We start from the raw sequence: 18,635 nt of genomic DNA, 5'->3' as shown, positions 1-18,635 counted from the left end.
ATGCGCCGACCGGCCACGACCCTGCGCGACGATCCGGGCTACGCGGCGCTGAAGGCCCGCCTCATCGCCCGCACGGGCCACCATTACTACGCCGACAAGGACGACCTCCTCGCCGACCGCCTGCGCCGCCGCTTCCGGGCGCGCGGCGTTCCGGGCGCCGAGGCCTACGCGGCGCTCCTCGCGGCGGACCCGGCGGAGTGGACGGCGCTGGAGGCCGAGATCACCATCGGGGAGACCTTCTTCTTCCGCTACGCCGAGCAGTTCGCCGCGCTCCGCCGGATCATCCTGCCGGACCTGATCGCCGCGCGCGGCGGGGAGCGCACCCTGCGGATCTGGAGCGCCGGCTGCTCCACGGGGGCCGAGCCCTATTCGCTGGCGATCCTCGCCCACGAGCTGCTCGGGCCGGCGCTGCCCGACTGGCAGGTCGGCATCCTGGGCAGCGACATCAGCGCGTCGGCCCTCGCCGCGGCCCGGGCGGCGGAATACGGGCCCTGGGCCCTGCGCACCTCGCCGCCCGAGGAACGGGCCCGCTACTTCCGCCGGGTGCCGCCCCCGCCCGGCGAGACCCGCGAGGCGGCCTACGCGCTGCGTCCCGAATATCGCCGCCTCGTCCGCTTCGAGCGGCGCAACCTGCTCGAGCTCGTGGACGGCCGCGCCCCGCCCCATCTCGACGGCTTCGACCTGATCCTCTGCCGCAACGTGCTGATCTACTTCGAGGCCGAGACCGTGGCGGCGATCATGCGCGGCCTCGGGCGGCGCCTGCGCCCGGGCGGGTGGCTGCTGATCGGCCATGCCGAGCCGAACCCGGCCTTCGCCGGCTGGCTCGATCCGGTCGCCCTGCCCGGCACCGTCGCCTACCGCCTGCCCGGCGAGGGCGGCGGAACGCCCGCGCCCGCCGCCGGGCCGTGGCGCCCGCTGGTACCGGACGCGGCCGATGCGGAGGCCGCGCCCCTCGCGGGACTGCCGGGATCGGGCTCGGCCCTGGCGCCCGCGAGCCTCCCGCTTCCCGCCGCGGCGCCCCGGCCCGACCGGGCGCCCGCGCCGCCCGTCCTCGCGGAGGCGGACGAAGCGGCCCCGCGCGCGATCGCGGTCGCCGGCCCGTCCGACATCGCGGCCGCCGCCGGCCCGTCCGACGCGGAGATCGTCGACCGGGTGCGCAGCCTCGCGGATGCGGGCGAGACCGGGGAGGCGTGGCGCGCCCTGCGCGACGGGCTCGCCGCCCGGCCGACCGATCCGACGCTGCGCTTCTACGAAGGGCTGATCGCCGGCAGTCTCGGGCGCGAGGCGGAGGCGGAGCGGGCCCTGCGCGCCGCGCTCTATCTCGAGCCCGGCTTCGTGATGGCCCACCAGCATCTCGGACTGCTCCTGGCCGGGCTCGGCCGCGGTGCCGAGGCGCGGCGGGCCCTCGACAACGCGCTCCGCCTGAGCCAAGCCCTGCCGCCGCAGACGATCCTGCGCGAGGGCGGCGGCGCCACGGCCGCCGAGATCGCGCGCGGCGCCGCCGCGGCGCGCGACGGGATCGGGTCCGGCGGCCGAGGGGACGGATGAGCGCGCGGATGGCCCGGACGACACCCGAGGGACAGGCGCCGGCCGCGTCCGGCAACACAGCCGGCGAGACAGCCGACAAGGCCGCCGCGCGCGCGCGCGCCCTGCGCGCAGCCCGCACGGCCGCGCTCGCCCGGCGGGGCGGCGGCGCGGTTGCGGCGCCGGGCCGGGCCTACCTCGTCTGCGCCTGCGGCGAGGACCGCTACGGCATCGCGCTGGAGGCCGCGCAGGAGGTTCTGCCGATGCGGCCCTGCACGCCGGTGCCGGGCGCCGTGCCGGCCCTCGTCGGCCTCGCCGCCCTCTCCGGCCGGATCGTCAGCGTGCTCGACCTCGCCCGCGCCTTGAACCGCCGGCCGGGCGGCCCCCGCGACGGCGAGAGCGGCCATCTCGTGGTGCTGCGGGCGGGCGGCTCCGCCTCCGGTCCGGTGGCGCTGGCCGTCGACCGGGTGCTCGGCCTCGCCCATCGCCCGGATGCGGAGGCCGGGGATCCGGTATCGGGCGGGATGGGCGACGCGGCCGTTTCGGGCTATGCCCCGGCCGGGTCCGATTCCGCTGCCGACGGCGGCTTCGTCGTCCTCGACCTCCCGCGCCTGCTGCGGCGCGCGCTGCCCTGACGCCCGCTGCCCCGACGCGCGCCCGGCGCCCGCCGGAATCCGCCCCGTCCCCCGAGGAGCCCGAACCCGCCTTGCCGCTCTCGCTGTCGCTCTCGATCGGAAAACGGATCCTGCTCGGCTTCGTCGCCGTCACGGTGGTGATCGTCGCCATGGGGCTCTACGCCATCGGGCAGATCGGCGCGGTGCGCGACACCACCGACGCCATCGTGGCCCGCGACCTTGCCATCGCGCGCCAGTTCGACGATCTCGCCAACAAGGCCCGCGACATGGGCCTCCTGCGCCGGAACGCGGTGATCGGGGTGCTCGCCCGCCGCACCGACGCCCAGGAGATCGCCCGCTCCCTCGACGGCTGGCGCGTCGCCGCCGCCGATTTCGAGACGATCATCACCACCCTGATCCGTTCGGCCGGCGAGTATTCCGAGGCCGCGACCTCGCCCGCGCGGGCGGCGATCTGGAAGCGGCTGAGCCTGAACGCCGGCGAGACCGCCAACCTGTTCCGCCAGCTGCGCAGCGCCAGCGAGGCGCAGATCACCGCGATCTCCGCCCGGGACACCGATGCCGTGGAGGCGCGCAACGACGACATCAACCGGATGCAGGCGAGCGTGATCCGGGGGATCGAGCAGGGCCGCAATGTCCTCGACGAGGGCATCGTGGCCGGCCAGCGCGCGGTGCAGGGCGTCTACGACGCCAGCCGCCTCTCGATCCTGCTGACGCTCGCCGCCTGCGTGCTGCTCAGCGTCCTCGTCACGGTGCTGATCAGCCGCGCGGTGGTGCGCCCGCTGGAGACCGTGATGGCCTTCGTCGAGCAGGTCGGCGCGGGCGACCTGTCGGGGTCGCTGACCGAGCGCGGCAACGACGAGATCGCCCGCCTCGGCCGCACCCTCAACCGGATGGTGGCGGGACTGGCCGAACTCGCCCGGACCAACCGGGCCGCCACCGCCGACCTCAACGCCGCCGCCGCCGAGATCCGCGCCTCCGCGCAGGAGCAGGCCGCCTCGGTGGAGGAGCAGTTCGCCGCCGTGCAGGAGACCGCCGCGACGGTCGACGAGATCACGCATTCGGGCGCGCAGATCTCGAAGCGGGCGGGCGAGGTGATCGCTACCGCCCAGGCCACCGCCCAGACCTCGCGCCAGGGCCTGCGCGCGGTCGCCGACACCGCCAAGGCGATGGACGCGATCCGCGAGCAGGCCGAGGCGGTGGCCGGCAACATCGTGTCGCTCTCGGAGAAGACCCAGACGATCGGCGACATCATCGAGACCGTCAACGACATCTCGGAGCGCACCCACCTGCTGGCGCTCAACGCCGCGATCGAGGCGGCGGCGGCGGGCGAGGCCGGGCGCAGCTTCGCGGTGGTCGCCGCCGAGATGAAGCAGCTCGCCGACCAAGCCAAGGCCGCCACCGTGCAGGTGCGGGCGATCCTCGGCGAGATCCAGCGCGGCATCAACACCTCGGTGATGCTGACCGAGGAGGCGGTGAAGCGGGCCGCCACCGGCAAGGCGCGCTCCGACACCACCCACCGCACCATCGAGGAGATCTCGGCGCGGGTGGAGGAGAACGTGCAGACCTTCCAGCAGATCGTCGCCTCGACGAACCAGCAGCAGCTCGGGATCGAGCAGGTGATGGGCGCCCTCCAGAACATCCGGCAGGCGAGCCAGCAGACCGCCGTGGGCACCCGCGAGGTCGAGACCGCCTCCGCGAACCTCACCGAGCTCGCCCAGGCCCTGATGGCCCTGGCCGAGCGCTACCGGCACTGAGCCGGTTCCGGATCCCGTGGCCGACATCCGCCAGCTCCTGCTCGCGGCCTTCGAGGTCGAGCACCGCGAGCACATCGAGGCGATCCGTGCCGCCCTCGGCGCGGCGATCGAGGGCGGTTCGCCCGCCCGGGCGCCGGACTGGAACGACATCTTCCGCCGCGCCCACAGCCTGAAGGGCGCCGCCCGCGCGGTCGACCTGCCGGCCGTCGAGGCGCTCGCCCATCGCCTGGAGACCCTGTTCGAGCGGGTGAGCCAGGGGGCCGGCCTCGGGCGCGAGGCGGCCAGCGCCACCCAGCTCGCCCTCGACCGGATCGAGGCCTACGTCGCCGCCATCAAGGCGGCCCCCGACGCCGCGATGCCGGGCGACGCGCTGTCGGCCCTCGATCGCGCCCTCGGGCGGGCGGATCCGTCTGAGGCTCAGGCGGCGCTCGCGGGCCAAGGGCTGCCTCCGGGCCAAGGGCCGCCCCCGGGCGAAGGGCCGCCGCCGGGCTCGGAACCGGCGCCCGGGGAGGCCCCGCGCCGGCGGCCGGGGAACGCCCCGGCTGCCCGGTCCGAGCCGCCCGCCCCGTCCGAGCCCGTCCCGGAGACCGCCCCCGAAGTCGCCCCGGAGGCCGCCCCGGACATGGCGCACGCGCTCCTGCGCGTCCCGGCCGAGGCGGTCGCCGCGCTGGCGCGGGCGAGCCACGATCTCGCCAGCACGCTGGGTGCCGGCGCGCCGGTGGCCGAGGGCCTCGCCCGGGTCGCCCACCTGTCGGAGGACCTGCGGCGCCGCGCCACCGCCGTCGCCTCCGGGCTCGGCGGCGCGCGCAGCGAGGGCGCGCAAGCCGAGCGCGGACGCGGCCCGGTGGGCGCCGCCCGGGCGGAGGCGGCGCGCCAGGAGGTGCTCGGGCTGGAGGCGGCGCTCGCCGGCCTCGCCCGCGAGCTGGGCGATCTCGCCCGGCGCCACGCCGCCGCCGCCGGCGCCGTCGAGGGGGCGGCGGCGCGGGTCCGGTCCGAGGCCGAGCGCCTCGCCCTGGTCCCGGCCGAATCCATGCTCGGGCTGCTGGCCCGGACCCTGCGCGAGACCGCGCGGGAGCAGGGCCGCGAGATCGCGGTGAGCCTGCGCGGCCTCGACGTGCCGGTCGACCGCTTCCTGCTGCAGACCCTCAAGGACCCGGTGCTGCACGCCCTGCGCAACGCCCTCAGCCACGGCTACGAGCCGCCGGAGGCGCGCCTCGCCGCGGGCAAGGCCGAGACGCCGACCGTCGGCCTCGAGGTGGCGGTGCGCGGCGGGCGCCTCCTCGTCACGGTCTGGGACGACGGGCCGGGGCCGGACCTCGCGGCGATCGAGGCGCAGGCGCGCCGCCGGGGGCTGCTCGCGCCCGAGCCGGAGGGCGGGACGCCCGAGGCCGCCGCCCTGCTCGACCTCGTCTTCGAGCCCGGCTTCTCGACGGCCGGCAGCGTCGACACCCTGTCGGGCCGCGGCTTCGGGCTCTCGGTCGTGGCCGACGCGGTCCGCGCCCTCCAGGGGGTCGTGCGGCTCGGCCCCCGCGACCCGCACGGCACCGCGCTCGCCATGAGCCTGCCGCTCTCGGCCGCCCGCCGCTCCCTGGTGCTGGTCGAGGCGGGGGGCGCCACCTACGCCCTGCCGGGGGCGGGCGTCGAGCGGCTGGTCCGCGCCGACCGGGCCGCGCTGCCGCTGGCGATGGGCCGCCTGCTCCTGCCGGTCCCCGGGACGGATGGGGCGGCGGCGAACCTGCCGGTGGCCGCGCTCGGGGAGATCCTGGGCCTCGCCGCGCCCGCCCCGAGCCCGGTCCTGACGGCGGTGGTGGTGCGGACGGCCGGCGGGCGCCTCGCCGTCGCGGTCGACCGCCTGCACGACGTGCGGACCCTGCTCGTCCTGCCGGTGCCGGCCGTCGGGGCCGATCCCGATCTCGTCGCCGGGACCGCGATCCTGCCCGGCGACGTGCCCGTGCTGGTGCTCGATCCCGAGGGCCTCGCCGCCCGCGCCGCCGGCACGGCCGGGAGCGCGGCCCGGCCCTTGGCGGAATCGGCAATGGCACCGGGCGGAACGATGCCCGATACGCGACGTTCGATGCAGCGCGCGACGATCCTCGTCGTCGACGATTCGATCACGACCCGCACATTGGAGAAGGGCATCTTGGAAGCGGCCGGCTACCGCGTGGTCGTCTGCGTGGACGGCCAGGACGCCCTCGATCGCCTGCGCGCCGAGATCGAGCCGGTGGACCTCGTCCTCGCCGACGTGGAGATGCCGCGCCTCGACGGCTACGGCCTGCTGCGCGCGCTGCGCGCCGACGCGCGCTTCCGCCGGCTGCCCACGGTGCTGATGACCTCCCGGGGCGAGGCCGAGGACGTGGCCCGCGGCCTCGAACTCGGCGCCGACGCCTACCTGACCAAGCAGAGCTTCGACCAGCGCGCCCTGCTCGACACGATCGGGCAGCTCCTGTGAGCGGTGGCGGCACGGCGCCGGTGCGTGTGATGCTCGTCGAGGACAGTCTCGTGGTGCGCGAGCTGCTGCGCCACATCGTCTCGCGCGATCCTCGCCTGCAGGTCGTGGCCGCGGCCGCCTCCGGCGAGGAGGCGCTGAGCCTGATCGGCGTGGTCCGCCCCGACGTGATCTCGATGGACATCCGCCTGCCCGGCATCGACGGGCTGGAGACGACCCGGCGGATCATGGCCGAGCACCCGACCCCGATCGTGGTGATCGCCGATTCGGTCGAGGATTCCTCCCTGCGCATCTCGATGAACGCGCTGCGCGCGGGCGCGCTCTCGGTGGTCGAGAAGCCCGTCGCCACCACGCATGCCGGCTACGAGGGCGTGGCCGGGGAGATCTGCACCCAGCTCCGGATCATGGCCCAGGTCCCGGTGATCCGCCGCCGCCCGATCGGCACCGGATGGGCCGACCGCAGCGCCCGCCCCGCTCCGCCGGCCCTCTCGGCGCAGGCGCCGACCGTGCTCGGCATCGCCGCCTCCACCGGGGGCCCCCCGGCGCTCGCCCGGGTCCTCGGCGCCCTGCCGGCCGATTTCCCCCTCCCCGTCCTCCTCGTCCAGCACATGGGCGCGGCCTTCATGGACGGCTTCGCCGGCTGGCTCGACGGCGTGGTGCCGCTCTCCGTCGGCGTCGCCCGCGACGGCGAGCAGGCCCAGGGCGGGCGCGTCTACGTGGCGCCCGGCGATCGCCACCTGGAACTCGGCGCGAACCGGACGCTGCGCGTCCTCGACAGCCTGCCGGTGGCCGGCCAGCGGCCGGCCGCGACCGTGCTGTTCCGCTCCATCGCCCGGCAATGCGGCGCCTCGGGCATCGGCGTGCTGCTCACCGGCATGGGCGAGGACGGGGCGCTCGGCCTGCTCGACATGGCGCGCGCCGGCGCCGCCACGGTGGCCGAGCACGAGAGCACGGCCGTCGTCTACGGCATGCCCGCAGCGGCCGTCCGCCTCGGCGCCGCGCGCAGCGTGCTGCCCCTCGACCGGGTCGCCGGCCACGTCCTGCGCCTCGCCGATCCCGAGGGCGCGGGGGGTTGAGCGCGGAGGCGGGATCGCCCGAGCCGCGGGCGCGCATCCTCCTGGTGGAGGATTCGGAGACGCAGGCCCTCGAGCTGCGCCTGCTGCTCGAGGCCGCCGGCTTCGCGGTGGAGCGCTGCCCGACCGCCGAGCTCGCCCTCGACCATCTCAACCGCGAATTGCCCGACCTCGTCGTCGCCGACTACCACCTGCCGGGCATGAACGGCGACGAGCTGACCCGTCAGCTGCGGCTGTCGCTGCGCACCCGGGCCCTGCCCCTCCTGATGCTCACGGGCGCCCGCGACGGCGAGCGCCAGGGGCTGGAGAGCGGCGCCGACGCCTACGTGGCGAAATCCGACGACCGCGATCTCCTCGTGCTGCGCATCCGGGCCCTGCTGCGCGAGCGCGGCAAGAGCGCGGATGCCGCCGAGACGCCGGGCGCGGCGGGCTTCCGGCGGGCCCGCGTCCTCGTCATCGACGGCAGCGCCACCTACCGGACCTTCCTGGCCGGCCTGCTCGGGCAGGAGGGCCACGCCGTCACCGTCGCGGACGGGCCCGAGGCCGCGATCGGCGCGCTGGACGCGGGCGGGGCGCCGTTCGATTGCGTCACCCTCGACCTGCTGAGCCCCGCCTATGACGGGCTCGGCCTCTGCCGCGCGGTGAACGAGCGCCGCGGGGCGCGGGCCGGCGGAGCGGGCTTCCACCTCGTCGGCATCTCGGGAAGCGCGCCCGCCAAGGATTTCCTGATGCAGGCCTACGCGGCCGGCGCGGACGACGTGGTCGCCAAGGCCGATGCCGAGGTGCTGGCGCTGCGGGTGCGTGGGCTCGTGCGCCGCCGGCTGCTGGAGGAGGACGACCGCCGCATCGCCGGGGAGTTCGGCGCCCGCGAGCAGGCGGTGGAGCGCGCCCGCGCCGAGGCCGAGGCCGCCGCCGCCCGCGCCCGCCTCGCCGACGCCCTGGAGCAGGCCAACAGCGACCTCGCCACCGCCAACCGGCGCCTGACCGACGCCCAGGCCAAGCTCGTCCAGGCCGCCAAGATGGCCTCGCTGGGCGAGCTCGTCGCCGGCATCGCCCACGAGATCAACAATCCCCTGGCCTTCATCCTGGCCCATCAGGGCACGGTGGAGCGGCTGCTCGGCGAGATGCCCGTCCCCGCGGGCGACGAGCGGGGCGCCCGCGCCCTCGCCAAGGCGCGCGACCGGGTCGGCGCCATGCGGATGGGGCTCACCCGCATCCAGGACCTCGTCCTGAACCTGCGCAAGTTCTCCCGCCTCGACGAGGGGGAGCGGGCCCTCGTCAACGCCCCGGAGGCGATCGAGACGGTGCTGGCGCTGATCCAGCACAAGCTCGGCACGGCGATCGCGATCGAGCGCGATTTCGCCGGCCGGCCCGAGATCCGCTGCACCCCGGCGCTGCTGAACCAGGTGGTGATGAACATCCTCTCGAACGCCGCCGACGCGATGCCGGGCGGCGGCACGATCCGGATCAGCACCCGCGCCAGCGAGGACCTCGACGAGATCCGCATCTGCGACACCGGCCCCGGCATCCCCGAGGATCTGCGCGAGAAGATCTTCGAGCCGTTCTTCACGACGAAGCCCGTCGGCGCCGGCACCGGCCTCGGCCTCGCGATTGCCTACAGCGTCGTTCAGGCGCATAGCGGCTCCCTTACCGTGGAGACGGCCCCGGAGGGCGGTGCCTGCTTCGTCATCGGCATTCCGCGGCAGGCAGTGGCACATGATTGAGGGCACGGACGGCGGGGGGACGGGCCCGCTGGACACCATCCTGGCCGTCGACGACGAGCCCGACATCCTGGTCGCCCTCGAGGACCTGTTCGAGGACAGGTACCGGGTCCTGACCACGTCGCGGCCCGCCGAGGCCCTCGAGATCCTCCGCGCCGAGCCGGACATCGCCGTCGTCCTCTCCGACCAGCGCATGCCCGGCATGACCGGCGACGCGCTGCTCGCCGAGGCCCGCGCCTTCCACGAGGCCCAGGCGATCCTGCTCACGGGCTATGCCGACATCACCGCGGTGATCGCCGCGCTCAACCGCGGCGGCATCGTCGGCTACGTCACCAAGCCCTGGGACGCCGACCTGCTGCGCGGCACCGTGCGCAATGCCGTCGAGCGCTACCGCCTCGGCCGCGACCTCGCCACCGAGCGGGCGCTGCTGCTCGGCCTGCTCGACCACGCCGAGGACGCGATCTCGTTCAAGGACGCGCAGGGCCGCTTCGTGCGCCTCAACGGGCGCAAGGCCGCCCGCCTCGGGCGCGACGTGGCGGCCTGCCTCGGCCGGCGCGAGGACGAGCTCCGCTCCGACCCGGCCGGAGCCGAGGCCGATCGCGCGGCGATCCGCACGGGCGAGGTCGGCGAGAGCCTGGTGGCCGAGGGGCCGACGGGCGCCGAGCGCTGGAGCAACGTCGTCCGGGTGCCGATCCGCGACGCCGCGGGCACCGTCGCCCATCTCGCCACCATCGAGCGCGACGTCACCGAGCAGCGGAGCCTGGAGGCGCGGCTCCGGCAATCGGACAAGATGCAGGCGCTCGGCACCCTCGCGGGGGGCATCGCGCACGATTTCAACAACCTGCTCACCGCAATCCTCGGCAGCCTCGAGCTGGCGGTGCCGAAGGTGCAGGACCAGCCGCGCGTCCAGCGCCTGATCGAGAACGCCCGCGGCGCGGCCGAGCGCGGCGCCTCGCTGACGAAGCGCCTGCTCAGCTTCAGCCGCACCCACGACCTCAACGCCCGCGCCATCGACGTGAACGCCCTGATCGAGGGGATGAGCGACCTGTTCCGGCGCAGCCTCGGCGGCCTCGTCGAGGTGCGGACTGACCTGGCGCCCGGCCTGCCCCCGGCCCAGGTCGATCCCGACCAGCTCGAACTCGCCGTGCTCAACCTCTGCATCAACGCCCGGGACGCCATGCCGGAGGGCGGCGCCATCGTGGTGGCGACGGAGCGCCTGCACGTCGCCGGGGATCCCGACCTCGCCCCGGGGGAGTACGTGACCCTCACGGTCGCGGATTCGGGCAGCGGCATCCCGCCGGAGATCCTCAAGCGCGTCTGCGAGCCGTTCTTCACCACCAAGGCGGTGGGCCAGGGCACCGGGCTCGGCCTCGCCATGGTGTTCGGCCTCGCCCAGCAATCGAAGGGCCGGCTCCAGATCGAGAGCGAGGTCGGCCGCGGCACCCGCGTCCTCCTCGCCCTCCCCTGCGCCGAGCGCCCGGCCGAGACCGCGGCGGCCGACGAGGCCGCGGCGACGCAGGCGGTGCGCCCGGCCCGGATCCTCGTGGTGGACGACGACCCCGAGGTCCGGCACGTCACCGCCTCGTTCCTCGACGATTTCGGCTATCGCCAGACCGAGGCCGCGGGCGGCGCCGACGCCCTCGCCCTGCTGGAGCGCGAGCGCTTCGACCTCGTGGTCGCCGACCTCGCCATGCCGGGCATGAGCGGCATCGACCTCTCCGCCGCGCTCCGCGCGCGCTGGCCGCACCTGCCGGTGCTGATCCTCACCGGTCACGCGGACGCGATGGAGATCCCCGCCGACCTCCCGGTCCTCGCCAAGCCGTTCCGCGCCGCGGACCTCGCCGGGCGGATCTCCGCGCTGCTGGAGCCGGCGGCGTCGGCCTAGCGCCGGCCGGGCCGATGCGCGGGCCGCGGGGCCCGTCCCCGTCAGGCTCACCGAAAGATCGGAGCGCGCACGAAAAAGGCGGCCCCTCGCGGGACCGCCTCGATCGGTGTCGGATCGGCAGGCGCCGGTCTGTATCAGGCCGCTTCGGCCTGAAGAACCGGGCCCGAATCCTTGCCGCGGGCGTCGACGTCGCGGTCGACGAACTCGATCACGGCCATCGGTGCGTTGTCGCCGTGGCGGAAGCCCGCCTTCATGATGCGGCAATAGCCGCCGGGGCGGCCCTTGTAGCGCGGGCCCAGCACCGTGAAGAGCTTCTTGACCATGTCCGCGTCGCGGATCTGAGCCATCGCCAGACGGCGGGTGTGGACGCTGTCGATGCGGCCGAGCGAGATCAGCTTCTCGACGACCGGACGCAGGTCCTTGGCCTTCGGCAGGGTGGTGATGATCTGCTCGTGCTTGATGAGCGCGGCGGACATGTTGGCGAACATCGCCTTGCGATGCTCGGTGGTGCGATTGAAGCGGCGACCGCGATAGCCGTGACGCATGGTGGCTCGTCCTGTCTCTGTTGACCGCCGTGCCAAGGGTCGGCCAGGCCCGCACGATTGCGGGTTCTTCGTTTCCGCATGACCCCGCGGCGGGATTCTCTCTCTGTCTTGCCGACCCGGACGCTCAGGCCCGGATCGGGATCGGCCGGACAGGGGGCGCCGCGCGGCGCCGCCCCGTCATGCCGGAGGCGCGCTCGCCGCTCAGTAATGCTCCTCGAAGCGCTTGGCGAGATCCTCGATGTTCTCCGGCGGCCAGCCGGGAACGTCCATGCCAAGGTGCAGGCCCATGCCGGCCAGCACTTCCTTGATCTCGTTGAGCGACTTGCGGCCGAAGTTCGGGGTGCGCAGCATCTCGCCCTCCGACTTCTGGATGAGGTCGCCGATATAGACGATGTTGTCGTTCTTCAGGCAGTTCGCCGAGCGGACCGAGAGCTCCAGCTCGTCGACCTTCTTGAGCAGCGCCGGGTTGAAGGGCAGCTGCGGCGCGAGCGGCGCGGCCTCTTCCTTGCGCGGATCCTCGAAGTTCACGAAGACCTGGAGCTGGTCCTGGATGATGCGCGCGGCGTAGGCCAGCGCATCCTCCGGCGAGACCGCGCCGTTGGTCTCGATCGTCATGGTCAGCTTGTCCTTGTCGAGATCCTGGCCCTCGCGGGTGGTCTCGATGCGGTAGCTGACCTTGGTCACGGGCGAGAACAGGGCGTCGACCGGGATCAGGCCGATCGGCGCGTCCTCGGGCCGGTTGCGCTCGGCCGGGACGTAGCCCTTGCCGGTGGCGACCGTGAACTCCATCCGGATCTCGGCGCCGTCGTCGAGGGTGCAGATCGGCAGCTCGGGGTTGAGGATCTGGATGTCGCCCGTCACCGCGATGTCGCCGGCCGTGACGAGGCCCGGGCCGGTCTTGCGCAGGGTCATGCGCTTCGGGGTGTCGGATTGCGAGCGGATCGCGATGGTCTTGATGTTGAGGACGATGTCGGTCACGTCCTCGCGCACGCCCGGGATCGACGAGAACTCGTGCAGGACGCCGTCGATCTGGACGGAGGTGACGGCCGCGCCCTGCAGCGAGGACAGCAGGACGCGCCGCAGCGAGTTGCCGAGCGTCGTACCGAAGCCGCGCTCCAGCGGCTCGGCCACGACGGTCGCGACGCGCTTCGGGTCGTCGCCGGTCGTCACCTGCAGCTTGTTCGGCTTGATCAGCTCTTGCCAGTTCTTCTGAATGACCACGGTCCTACCTCTCGCCTGTCCGCGCGGGCTCGCGTACCCCGTCCCGCGCTCCGGCCGGTGCGGTGCTGCCCCCCAGCGCCGACCGGTCCCTGAATGAAGAATCGTCGGGCGCCCCTGTCAGACGCCCTGCCCCGCGACCCAGAGGGCCGGTACGAAGCTGTAGCCCTGCTTGTCCCGGGCCACGTATCCGAGGGCGGGGAATTCCAGGTGGTTGCCCGCGATGAAGCTGCCGTCGGATGCGACCTCGTCGAAGATGCGGGCCCGCGTCGCCCGGGCCTGATCGCCGTCGGTGTCGAACACCATGCCGGCTTCCGGCCGCTTGAACTGGATCGCCGGTAGATGCACCACGTCGGTCCAGCTCAGGAGGGACGCGCCGCCCGAGACGATGCGGAAACCGCAATGGCCCGGCGTGTGGCCGGGCAGGTGGACGGCCGTGATGCCCGGCGCGACCTCGCCGCCCGCGTGCTCGCGCACGCGGCCCGCATAGGCCGAGACCGCCTTGCGGGCGGCCTCGAAATAGGAGCGCGCACCCTCCGGCGCCCGCGACAGCGCCTCGTCGGGCAGCCAATGCCGCGCCTCGTCCGCGTGCAGCACGATCTCGGCATTCGGGAAGGCCCGTCCACCGTCATCCGCGAGCAGGCCGCCGATGTGGTCGGGATGCAGGTGGCTGATCAGGACGGTCTCGATCTCCTCCGGACGGGTGCCGGTCGCCGCGAGGGCGGCGGGCAGGCGCCCGAGCGTGGCGGGGCCGAGCCGGCCGTAGCCCGTGTCGATCAGGGCCGGCTTGCGGCCCGGGCCCGTGATCAGGAAGGCGTTGAGCGTGATGACCGGCTGCTCGGGCCGGAAGCCGGCCCGCTGCAGCGCGCCGGCCTCTTCCCGGTCGATGCCCGTGACGAGATCGAGGGATCCCTGAAACCAGCCGTCATTGAGCGCGGTGACCGTGAGGTCGCCGAGGTTCCAACGCAGCACGCCTGGTAAAGGGGTCGATCCGTCCGCCACGGGCATCTCCGTCTCGAGGGTGGTTGCCGTCCCGTCCGCCGATCAGACGCGGCGGCGCTTGCGCGGCCGGCAGCCGTTGTGCGGGATCGAGGTGACGTCGCGGATCGAGGTCACGGTGAAGCCCGCGGCCTGGAGCGCGCGGAGCGCCGATTCGCGGCCGGAGCCGGGACCCGAGACCTCGACCTCGAGGGTGCGCATGCCGTGCTCGGCGGCCTTGCGGGCGGCGTCCTCGGCGGCGACCTGCGCGGCGTAGGGCGTCGACTTGCGCGAGCCCTTGAAGCCCATCGCACCCGAGGAGGACCACGAGATCGTGTTGCCCTGCGCGTCGGTGATCGTGACCATCGTGTTGTTGAACGAGGCGTTCACGTGCGCGACGCCCGAGACGATGTTCTTGCGTTCGCGCCGGCGGACGCGTGTCGGTTCCTTGGCCATGTTCTGCTCGTCAGTCCTTCAGGCACGCCCGTAATTCCAGGCGCTCGGGATTCTTCTGGAAGGTTCGGCGGCGCGGGTCGGAGAGGACCCCGCCGCCACGCTGGGACCCCCGGAGCGGGGCGCCCGACGCGACGGAGGGAGGCCGCGCGGGGTGCGCGGCCTCCCGAAACCGGATGCTTACTTCTTCTTGCCGGCGATCGGCTTCGCCTTGCCCTTGCGGGTGCGGGCGTTGGTGTGCGTGCGCTGGCCGCGGACCGGCAGCTGCTTGCGGTGGCGCAGGCCGCGGTAGCAGGCCAGATCCATCAGGCGCTTGATGTTCATCGAGACTTCGCGGCGCAGATCGCCCTCGACGAGATAGTCGCGGTCGATCGTCTCGCGGATCGAGAGCACCTCGGCGTCGGTCAGCTGGTTGACGCGGCGCTCGGCCGGGATGCCGACCTTCTCGGTGATCTCCTCGGCCTTCTTGGAGCCGATGCCGTGGATGTACTGAAGCGCGATGACGACGCGCTTGTTGGTCGGGATGTTGACGCCTGCGATACGGGCCAAGATAACGCTCCATGTGATGCCGGGACGAGGCCCGGTCTTCGATTCCGCGCGTCCGGTGGAGGCCGGCCCTTGCGCGCCCGTCAACGACGACGTGGCCCGCGGCCGCCCTGAACGAGCGCACCCCGGACCATGGTTCGAATGAACGAAGACCGGCCTGCTAGCGCGGGCCGGTCTCGATGTCAACCACCCGACGAACGGCGCGGCCGCCTCAGGTCTCGGCGGTCTCGGCGTGCCGTTGCAGGATGTCCATCAGCTCCCGGGTCACCGTGTCGATCGGCTGCATGCCGTCGACGGTCTCCAGCATGCCGGCCTCGGCATAGTAGTGCGAGAGCGGCGCGGTGAGGGTCCGGTAGGCCTCGAGACGGGACTTGAACACCTCCGGGGTGTCGTCCTTGCGCACCGGCAGGCCGCGGGCCTCGGTCTCGGCGGCGCGGGTCTTGATCCGGTCGACGAGGGCCTCCTCGTCCACCTTCAGCTCGATCACGGTGGAGAGCGCGAGGCCCTTCTGCTTCAGCATCGCGTCGAGCGCCTTGGCCTGGTCCACGGTGCGCGGGAAGCCGTCGAGGATGAAGCCACCCTTGGCGTCGGACTCCTCGATCCGGTCGGCGACGATGCCGACGACGATGGCGTCGGAGACGAGGCCGCCGGCCTCCATCACCGCCTTGGCCTGGAGCCCGACCGGCGTCCCGGCGGCCACCGCGGCGCGCAGCATGTCCCCGGTGGAGAGCTGTGGGACGCCGAACCGCGCCACGATCCGCTCGGACTGAGTGCCCTTCCCCGCCCCGGGCGGTCCAAGCAGAATGATACGCATGGCGTCTGTCCTCGTCCTTACCCGCGCGTCCGGGGCGAACGGCGAAGCCTCCCCGGCATCGCCTTGGATCACGTCTTGTAGCCGGTCCGGCCGCGATGTGGAGTCGGACCAATGACGGGGGGCATCACTTCCCCCCGGGTGTTGCGCCTCAGCGCCGGCGCTGGCTCGTCGAGGCGCCGCGCAGCTTGGCCTTCTTCACGAGGCCCTCGTACTGGTGCGCCATCAGGTGGCCGTGGATCTGGGCCACCGTGTCCATCGTCACCGAGACCACGATGAGGAGCGAGGTGCCGCCGAAGGCGAGGCTCTGCGAGGACAACGCCAGCGCCATAATCTCGGGGGCGAGGCAGACGAAGGTGAGGTAGAGCGCCCCGATCAGGGTGATCCGGGTCAGCACCTTGTCGATGAAGGCGGCGGTGCGCTCGCCCGGACGGATGCCCGGGATGAAGCCGCCATGCTTCTTCAGGTTGTCGGCCGTCTCCTGCGGGTTGAAGACCACCGCGGTGTAGAAGAACGTGAAGAAGATGATCAGGGCGGCGTAGAGCGCCATGTAGACCGGCTGGCCGTGGCCGAGGAGCGTCGTCACGGTGCCGAGGAAGCCCGACGAGCCCTGGCTCGCCGAGAAGCTCGCTACGGTGGCGGGCAGCAGCAGCAGCGACGAAGCGAAGATCGGCGGGATCACGCCCGAGGTGTTGAGCTTGAGCGGCAGGAACGAGGTCTGGCCCTCGTACATGCGGTTGCCGACCTGGCGCTTGGGATAGTTGATCAGCAGCCGGCGCTGCGCCCGCTCCATGAACACGATGAAGTAGATCAGCGCCACGGCGCCGACCGCCGAGCCCAGCAGCGTGGCGGGCGACATCGCGCCCGTGCGGCTCAGCTCCAGCGCGCCCGCGATCGCCACCGGCAGGTGGGCGACGATGCCCGCGAAGATGATGAGCGAGGAGCCGTTGCCGATGCCGCGCGAGGTGATCTGCTCGCCGATCCACATCAGGAAGAGCGTGCCGCCCGTCAGGGTGATCACGGTCGAGGCGAGGAAGAACGGTCCGGGATCGATCGCGGCGGACGAGCTCTGCAGCCCGACGGCGATGCCCCAGGACTGCACCAGCGCCAGCACCACCGTGAGGTAGCGGGTGTACTGGTTGATCACCTTGCGGCCGGACTCGCCCTCCTTCTTCAGCGTCTCCAGGCTCGGGATCACCGAGGTGAGGAGCTGGATGATGATCGAGGCCGAGATGTAGGGCATGATGTTGAGCGCGAAGATCGCCATGCGCTCGACGGCACCGCCGGAGAACATGTTGAACAGGCCCAGCACGCCGCCCGCCTGCTGCTGGAAGTTGCGCGCGAACTGCTCCGGGTCGATGCCGGGGATCGGCACGTAGGTGCCGAGCCGGAACACCACGAGGGCGCCGAGCGTGAACCAGATGCGCTTCTTCAGCTCATCGGCCTTCGCGATCGCTCCGAAATTGAGGTTGGCGGCTAGCTGCTCGGCGGCTGAGGCCATGGCGCTCGATCCTGAAACCTGTCGCCGGGGCGCGCGGCGCCGGCTGAAACGAGAAACGGCGGCCGGTGCGAGGTCGCACGGGCCGCCGCTTGAGGCTCCGACTTAAGGGCTTCGCGACCGGCGTGCAACGCGTTGCACGCCGGCCATAGCGAGGCCTCAGGCGGTGGCGGACGCCGCGCCGGCGGCGTTTCCGCCCCCGCGGGTCGAGACGCCCGCCGCGTACACGACGGTGACGCTGCCGCCGGCCTTCTCGACCGCCTCGACCGCCGACTTCGACGCGCGAGTGACCTCGAAGGCGAGCTTGGCGGTGAGTTCGCCGACGCCGAGCAGCTTCACGCCGTCGCGGGGACGGGCGAGGATGCCGGCGGCGACCAGCGCCTGGACGGTGACCGGCGCCGAGGCGTCGAGCTTGCCCGCATCCACGGCGGCCTGGACGCGACCGAGGTTCACCTCGTTCAGGTCGGCGGCGTGGATGTTGTTGAAGCCGCGCTTCGGCAGGCGACGATGCAGCGGCATCTGGCCGCCCTCGAAGCCCTTGATGGACACGCCGGTCCGGGCCTTCTGGCCCTTCACGCCGCGTCCCGCGGTCTTGCCCTTGCCGGAGCCGATGCCCCGGCCGACGCGCATCCGGTTCTTGGTGGCGCCGACGTTGTCGCGGATTTCGTTGAGCTTCATGGTGCCCTCCTCAAGCCGCGCCGTCGAGGACGCGCACGAGGTGCTGCACCTTGCGGATCATGCCGCGCACGGAGGGGGTATCCTCCAGCTCGGAGACCCGGTGCAGCTTGTTCAGCTTCAGGCCGACCAGCGTCGCGCGCTGGGAGGCCTCGCGGCGGATCGGCGAACCGATCTGCTCGACACGGAGAGTCTTGGTAGCCATTCAACCCTCCCCTTACGCGACCGCGGCTTCGGACTGATCGTTCGGATCGGCATCGCGGCGGCGCGCCTGGAGCGCGGACACCTTGAGGCCGCGGCGAGCCGCCACCGAGCGCGGGCTGTCCTCGTTCTTGAGCGCCTCGAAGGTGGCGCGCACGAGGTTGTAGGGGTTGGAGGAGCCGAGGCTCTTGGCCACCACGTCCTGCATGCCCAGCGTCTCGAACACGGCGCGCATCGGGCCGCCCGCGATGATGCCGGTGCCCTGGGGCGCGGCGCGCAGGATGACCTTGCCGGCGCCGTGGCGCCCGTTGACGTCGTGGTGCAGCGTCCGGCCCTCGCGCAGCGAGACCCGGATCAGGCCGCGCTTGGCGGCCTCGGTCGCCTTGCGGATGGCCTCAGGCACCTCGCGGGCCTTGCCGTGGCCGAAGCCGACGCGGCCCTTCTGGTCGCCGACGACGACGAGGGCCGCGAAGCCGAAGCGACGGCCGCCCTTCACCACCTTGGCGACGCGGTTGATGTGGACGAGCTTGTCCACGAACTCGCTGTCGCGCTCCTCGCGATCATCGCGGCGGCCGCGGCCCCCGCCTTCCCGTTCACGTGCCATTGTCTACCTGTTGATCTCACTGGCGCGGGCGGCGGGCCCGCTCGCTTGATGATTCCTCGAGGAGCGGC

Annotated in this window: 17 protein-coding genes; 7 read left to right on the top strand and 10 right to left on the bottom strand. The window is 73.3% G+C overall.

Annotated features, from left to right (window positions below; genetic code table 11):
* The 7 genes from ACS5RC_RS24385 to ACS5RC_RS24355 all read left to right on the top strand — a co-directional run bounded on the left by ACS5RC_RS24385 (window position 1) and on the right by ACS5RC_RS24355 (window position 11,038).
* On the top strand, window positions 1-1,548 hold the full coding sequence (locus tag ACS5RC_RS24385; RefSeq protein ID WP_478346515.1) for a CheR family methyltransferase: 1,548 nt from the start codon (window positions 1-3) through the stop codon (window positions 1,546-1,548).
* Window positions 1,545-2,159, top strand: a complete 615-nt coding sequence (locus ACS5RC_RS24380; RefSeq protein ID WP_478346514.1) for a chemotaxis protein CheW — start codon at window positions 1,545-1,547, stop codon at window positions 2,157-2,159. The genes ACS5RC_RS24385 and ACS5RC_RS24380 overlap by 4 nt, the downstream gene beginning before the upstream one ends.
* Before the next feature lie 83 nt (window positions 2,160-2,242).
* Window positions 2,243-3,913, top strand: coding sequence for a methyl-accepting chemotaxis protein (locus tag ACS5RC_RS24375; RefSeq protein WP_478346588.1), 1,671 nt, complete (start codon window positions 2,243-2,245; stop codon window positions 3,911-3,913).
* Window positions 3,914-3,929: 16 nt separating this feature from the next.
* Window positions 3,930-6,362, top strand: coding sequence for a hybrid sensor histidine kinase/response regulator (locus tag ACS5RC_RS24370; RefSeq protein ID WP_478346513.1), 2,433 nt, complete (start codon window positions 3,930-3,932; stop codon window positions 6,360-6,362).
* 29 nt (window positions 6,363-6,391) lie between these two features.
* Window positions 6,392-7,435, top strand: a complete 1,044-nt coding sequence (gene cheB, locus ACS5RC_RS24365; RefSeq protein ID WP_478346512.1) for a chemotaxis-specific protein-glutamate methyltransferase CheB — start codon at window positions 6,392-6,394, stop codon at window positions 7,433-7,435.
* Complete coding sequence (locus tag ACS5RC_RS24360; RefSeq protein WP_478346511.1) at window positions 7,432-9,156, top strand: response regulator; 1,725 nt, start codon at window positions 7,432-7,434, stop codon at window positions 9,154-9,156. The genes cheB and ACS5RC_RS24360 overlap by 4 nt, the downstream gene beginning before the upstream one ends.
* Entirely contained in the window at window positions 9,149-11,038 is a 1,890-nt protein-coding gene (locus ACS5RC_RS24355; protein WP_478346510.1) for a response regulator, read from the top strand. The genes ACS5RC_RS24360 and ACS5RC_RS24355 overlap by 8 nt, the downstream gene beginning before the upstream one ends.
* 134 nt (window positions 11,039-11,172) lie before the next feature.
* Here the strand turns inward: ACS5RC_RS24355 and rplQ are convergent, their stop codons facing one another.
* The 10 genes from rplQ to rpsE form a co-directional block, all read right to left on the bottom strand.
* Window positions 11,173-11,583, bottom strand: a complete 411-nt coding sequence (rplQ, locus tag ACS5RC_RS24350; protein WP_478346509.1) for a 50S ribosomal protein L17 — start codon at window positions 11,581-11,583, stop codon at window positions 11,173-11,175.
* Between the two features lie 201 nt (window positions 11,584-11,784).
* Window positions 11,785-12,804, bottom strand: a complete 1,020-nt coding sequence (locus ACS5RC_RS24345) for a DNA-directed RNA polymerase subunit alpha (RefSeq protein ID WP_478346508.1) — start codon at window positions 12,802-12,804, stop codon at window positions 11,785-11,787.
* 117 nt (window positions 12,805-12,921) lie between these two features.
* Window positions 12,922-13,803, bottom strand: coding sequence for an MBL fold metallo-hydrolase (locus ACS5RC_RS24340; RefSeq protein WP_478346507.1), 882 nt, complete (start codon window positions 13,801-13,803; stop codon window positions 12,922-12,924).
* A gap of 42 nt (window positions 13,804-13,845) precedes the next feature.
* Window positions 13,846-14,235, bottom strand: a complete 390-nt coding sequence (gene rpsK, locus ACS5RC_RS24335; protein WP_430911871.1) for a 30S ribosomal protein S11 — start codon at window positions 14,233-14,235, stop codon at window positions 13,846-13,848.
* A 177-nt stretch (window positions 14,236-14,412) separates the two neighbouring features.
* Window positions 14,413-14,781, bottom strand: coding sequence for a 30S ribosomal protein S13 (gene rpsM / locus ACS5RC_RS24330; protein ID WP_478346506.1), 369 nt, complete (start codon window positions 14,779-14,781; stop codon window positions 14,413-14,415).
* A gap of 208 nt (window positions 14,782-14,989) precedes the next feature.
* The gene (locus ACS5RC_RS24325; RefSeq protein ID WP_478346505.1) at window positions 14,990-15,592 is read right to left on the bottom strand and encodes an adenylate kinase; all 603 of its coding nucleotides are present in this window, start codon (window positions 15,590-15,592) and stop codon (window positions 14,990-14,992) included.
* 148 nt (window positions 15,593-15,740) lie between these two features.
* Window positions 15,741-17,090 (bottom strand): preprotein translocase subunit SecY, encoded by a 1,350-nt coding sequence (secY, locus tag ACS5RC_RS24320; protein ID WP_478346504.1) that lies wholly within the window; start codon window positions 17,088-17,090, stop codon window positions 15,741-15,743.
* A 156-nt stretch (window positions 17,091-17,246) separates the two neighbouring features.
* The gene (gene rplO, locus ACS5RC_RS24315) at window positions 17,247-17,765 is read right to left on the bottom strand and encodes a 50S ribosomal protein L15 (RefSeq protein WP_478346503.1); all 519 of its coding nucleotides are present in this window, start codon (window positions 17,763-17,765) and stop codon (window positions 17,247-17,249) included.
* A 10-nt stretch (window positions 17,766-17,775) separates the two neighbouring features.
* Entirely contained in the window at window positions 17,776-17,967 is a 192-nt protein-coding gene (gene rpmD, locus ACS5RC_RS24310; protein ID WP_478346502.1) for a 50S ribosomal protein L30, read from the bottom strand.
* A gap of 12 nt (window positions 17,968-17,979) precedes the next feature.
* Window positions 17,980-18,567 (bottom strand): 30S ribosomal protein S5, encoded by a 588-nt coding sequence (rpsE, locus tag ACS5RC_RS24305; protein WP_478346501.1) that lies wholly within the window; start codon window positions 18,565-18,567, stop codon window positions 17,980-17,982.
* Between the last annotated feature and the right edge of the window lie 68 nt (window positions 18,568-18,635).

The organism is Methylobacterium sp. HJ2 (assembly GCF_056431005.1).
Note: the sequence above shows the minus strand (reverse complement) of the source record. Positions and strands in the feature narration are given on the sequence as shown.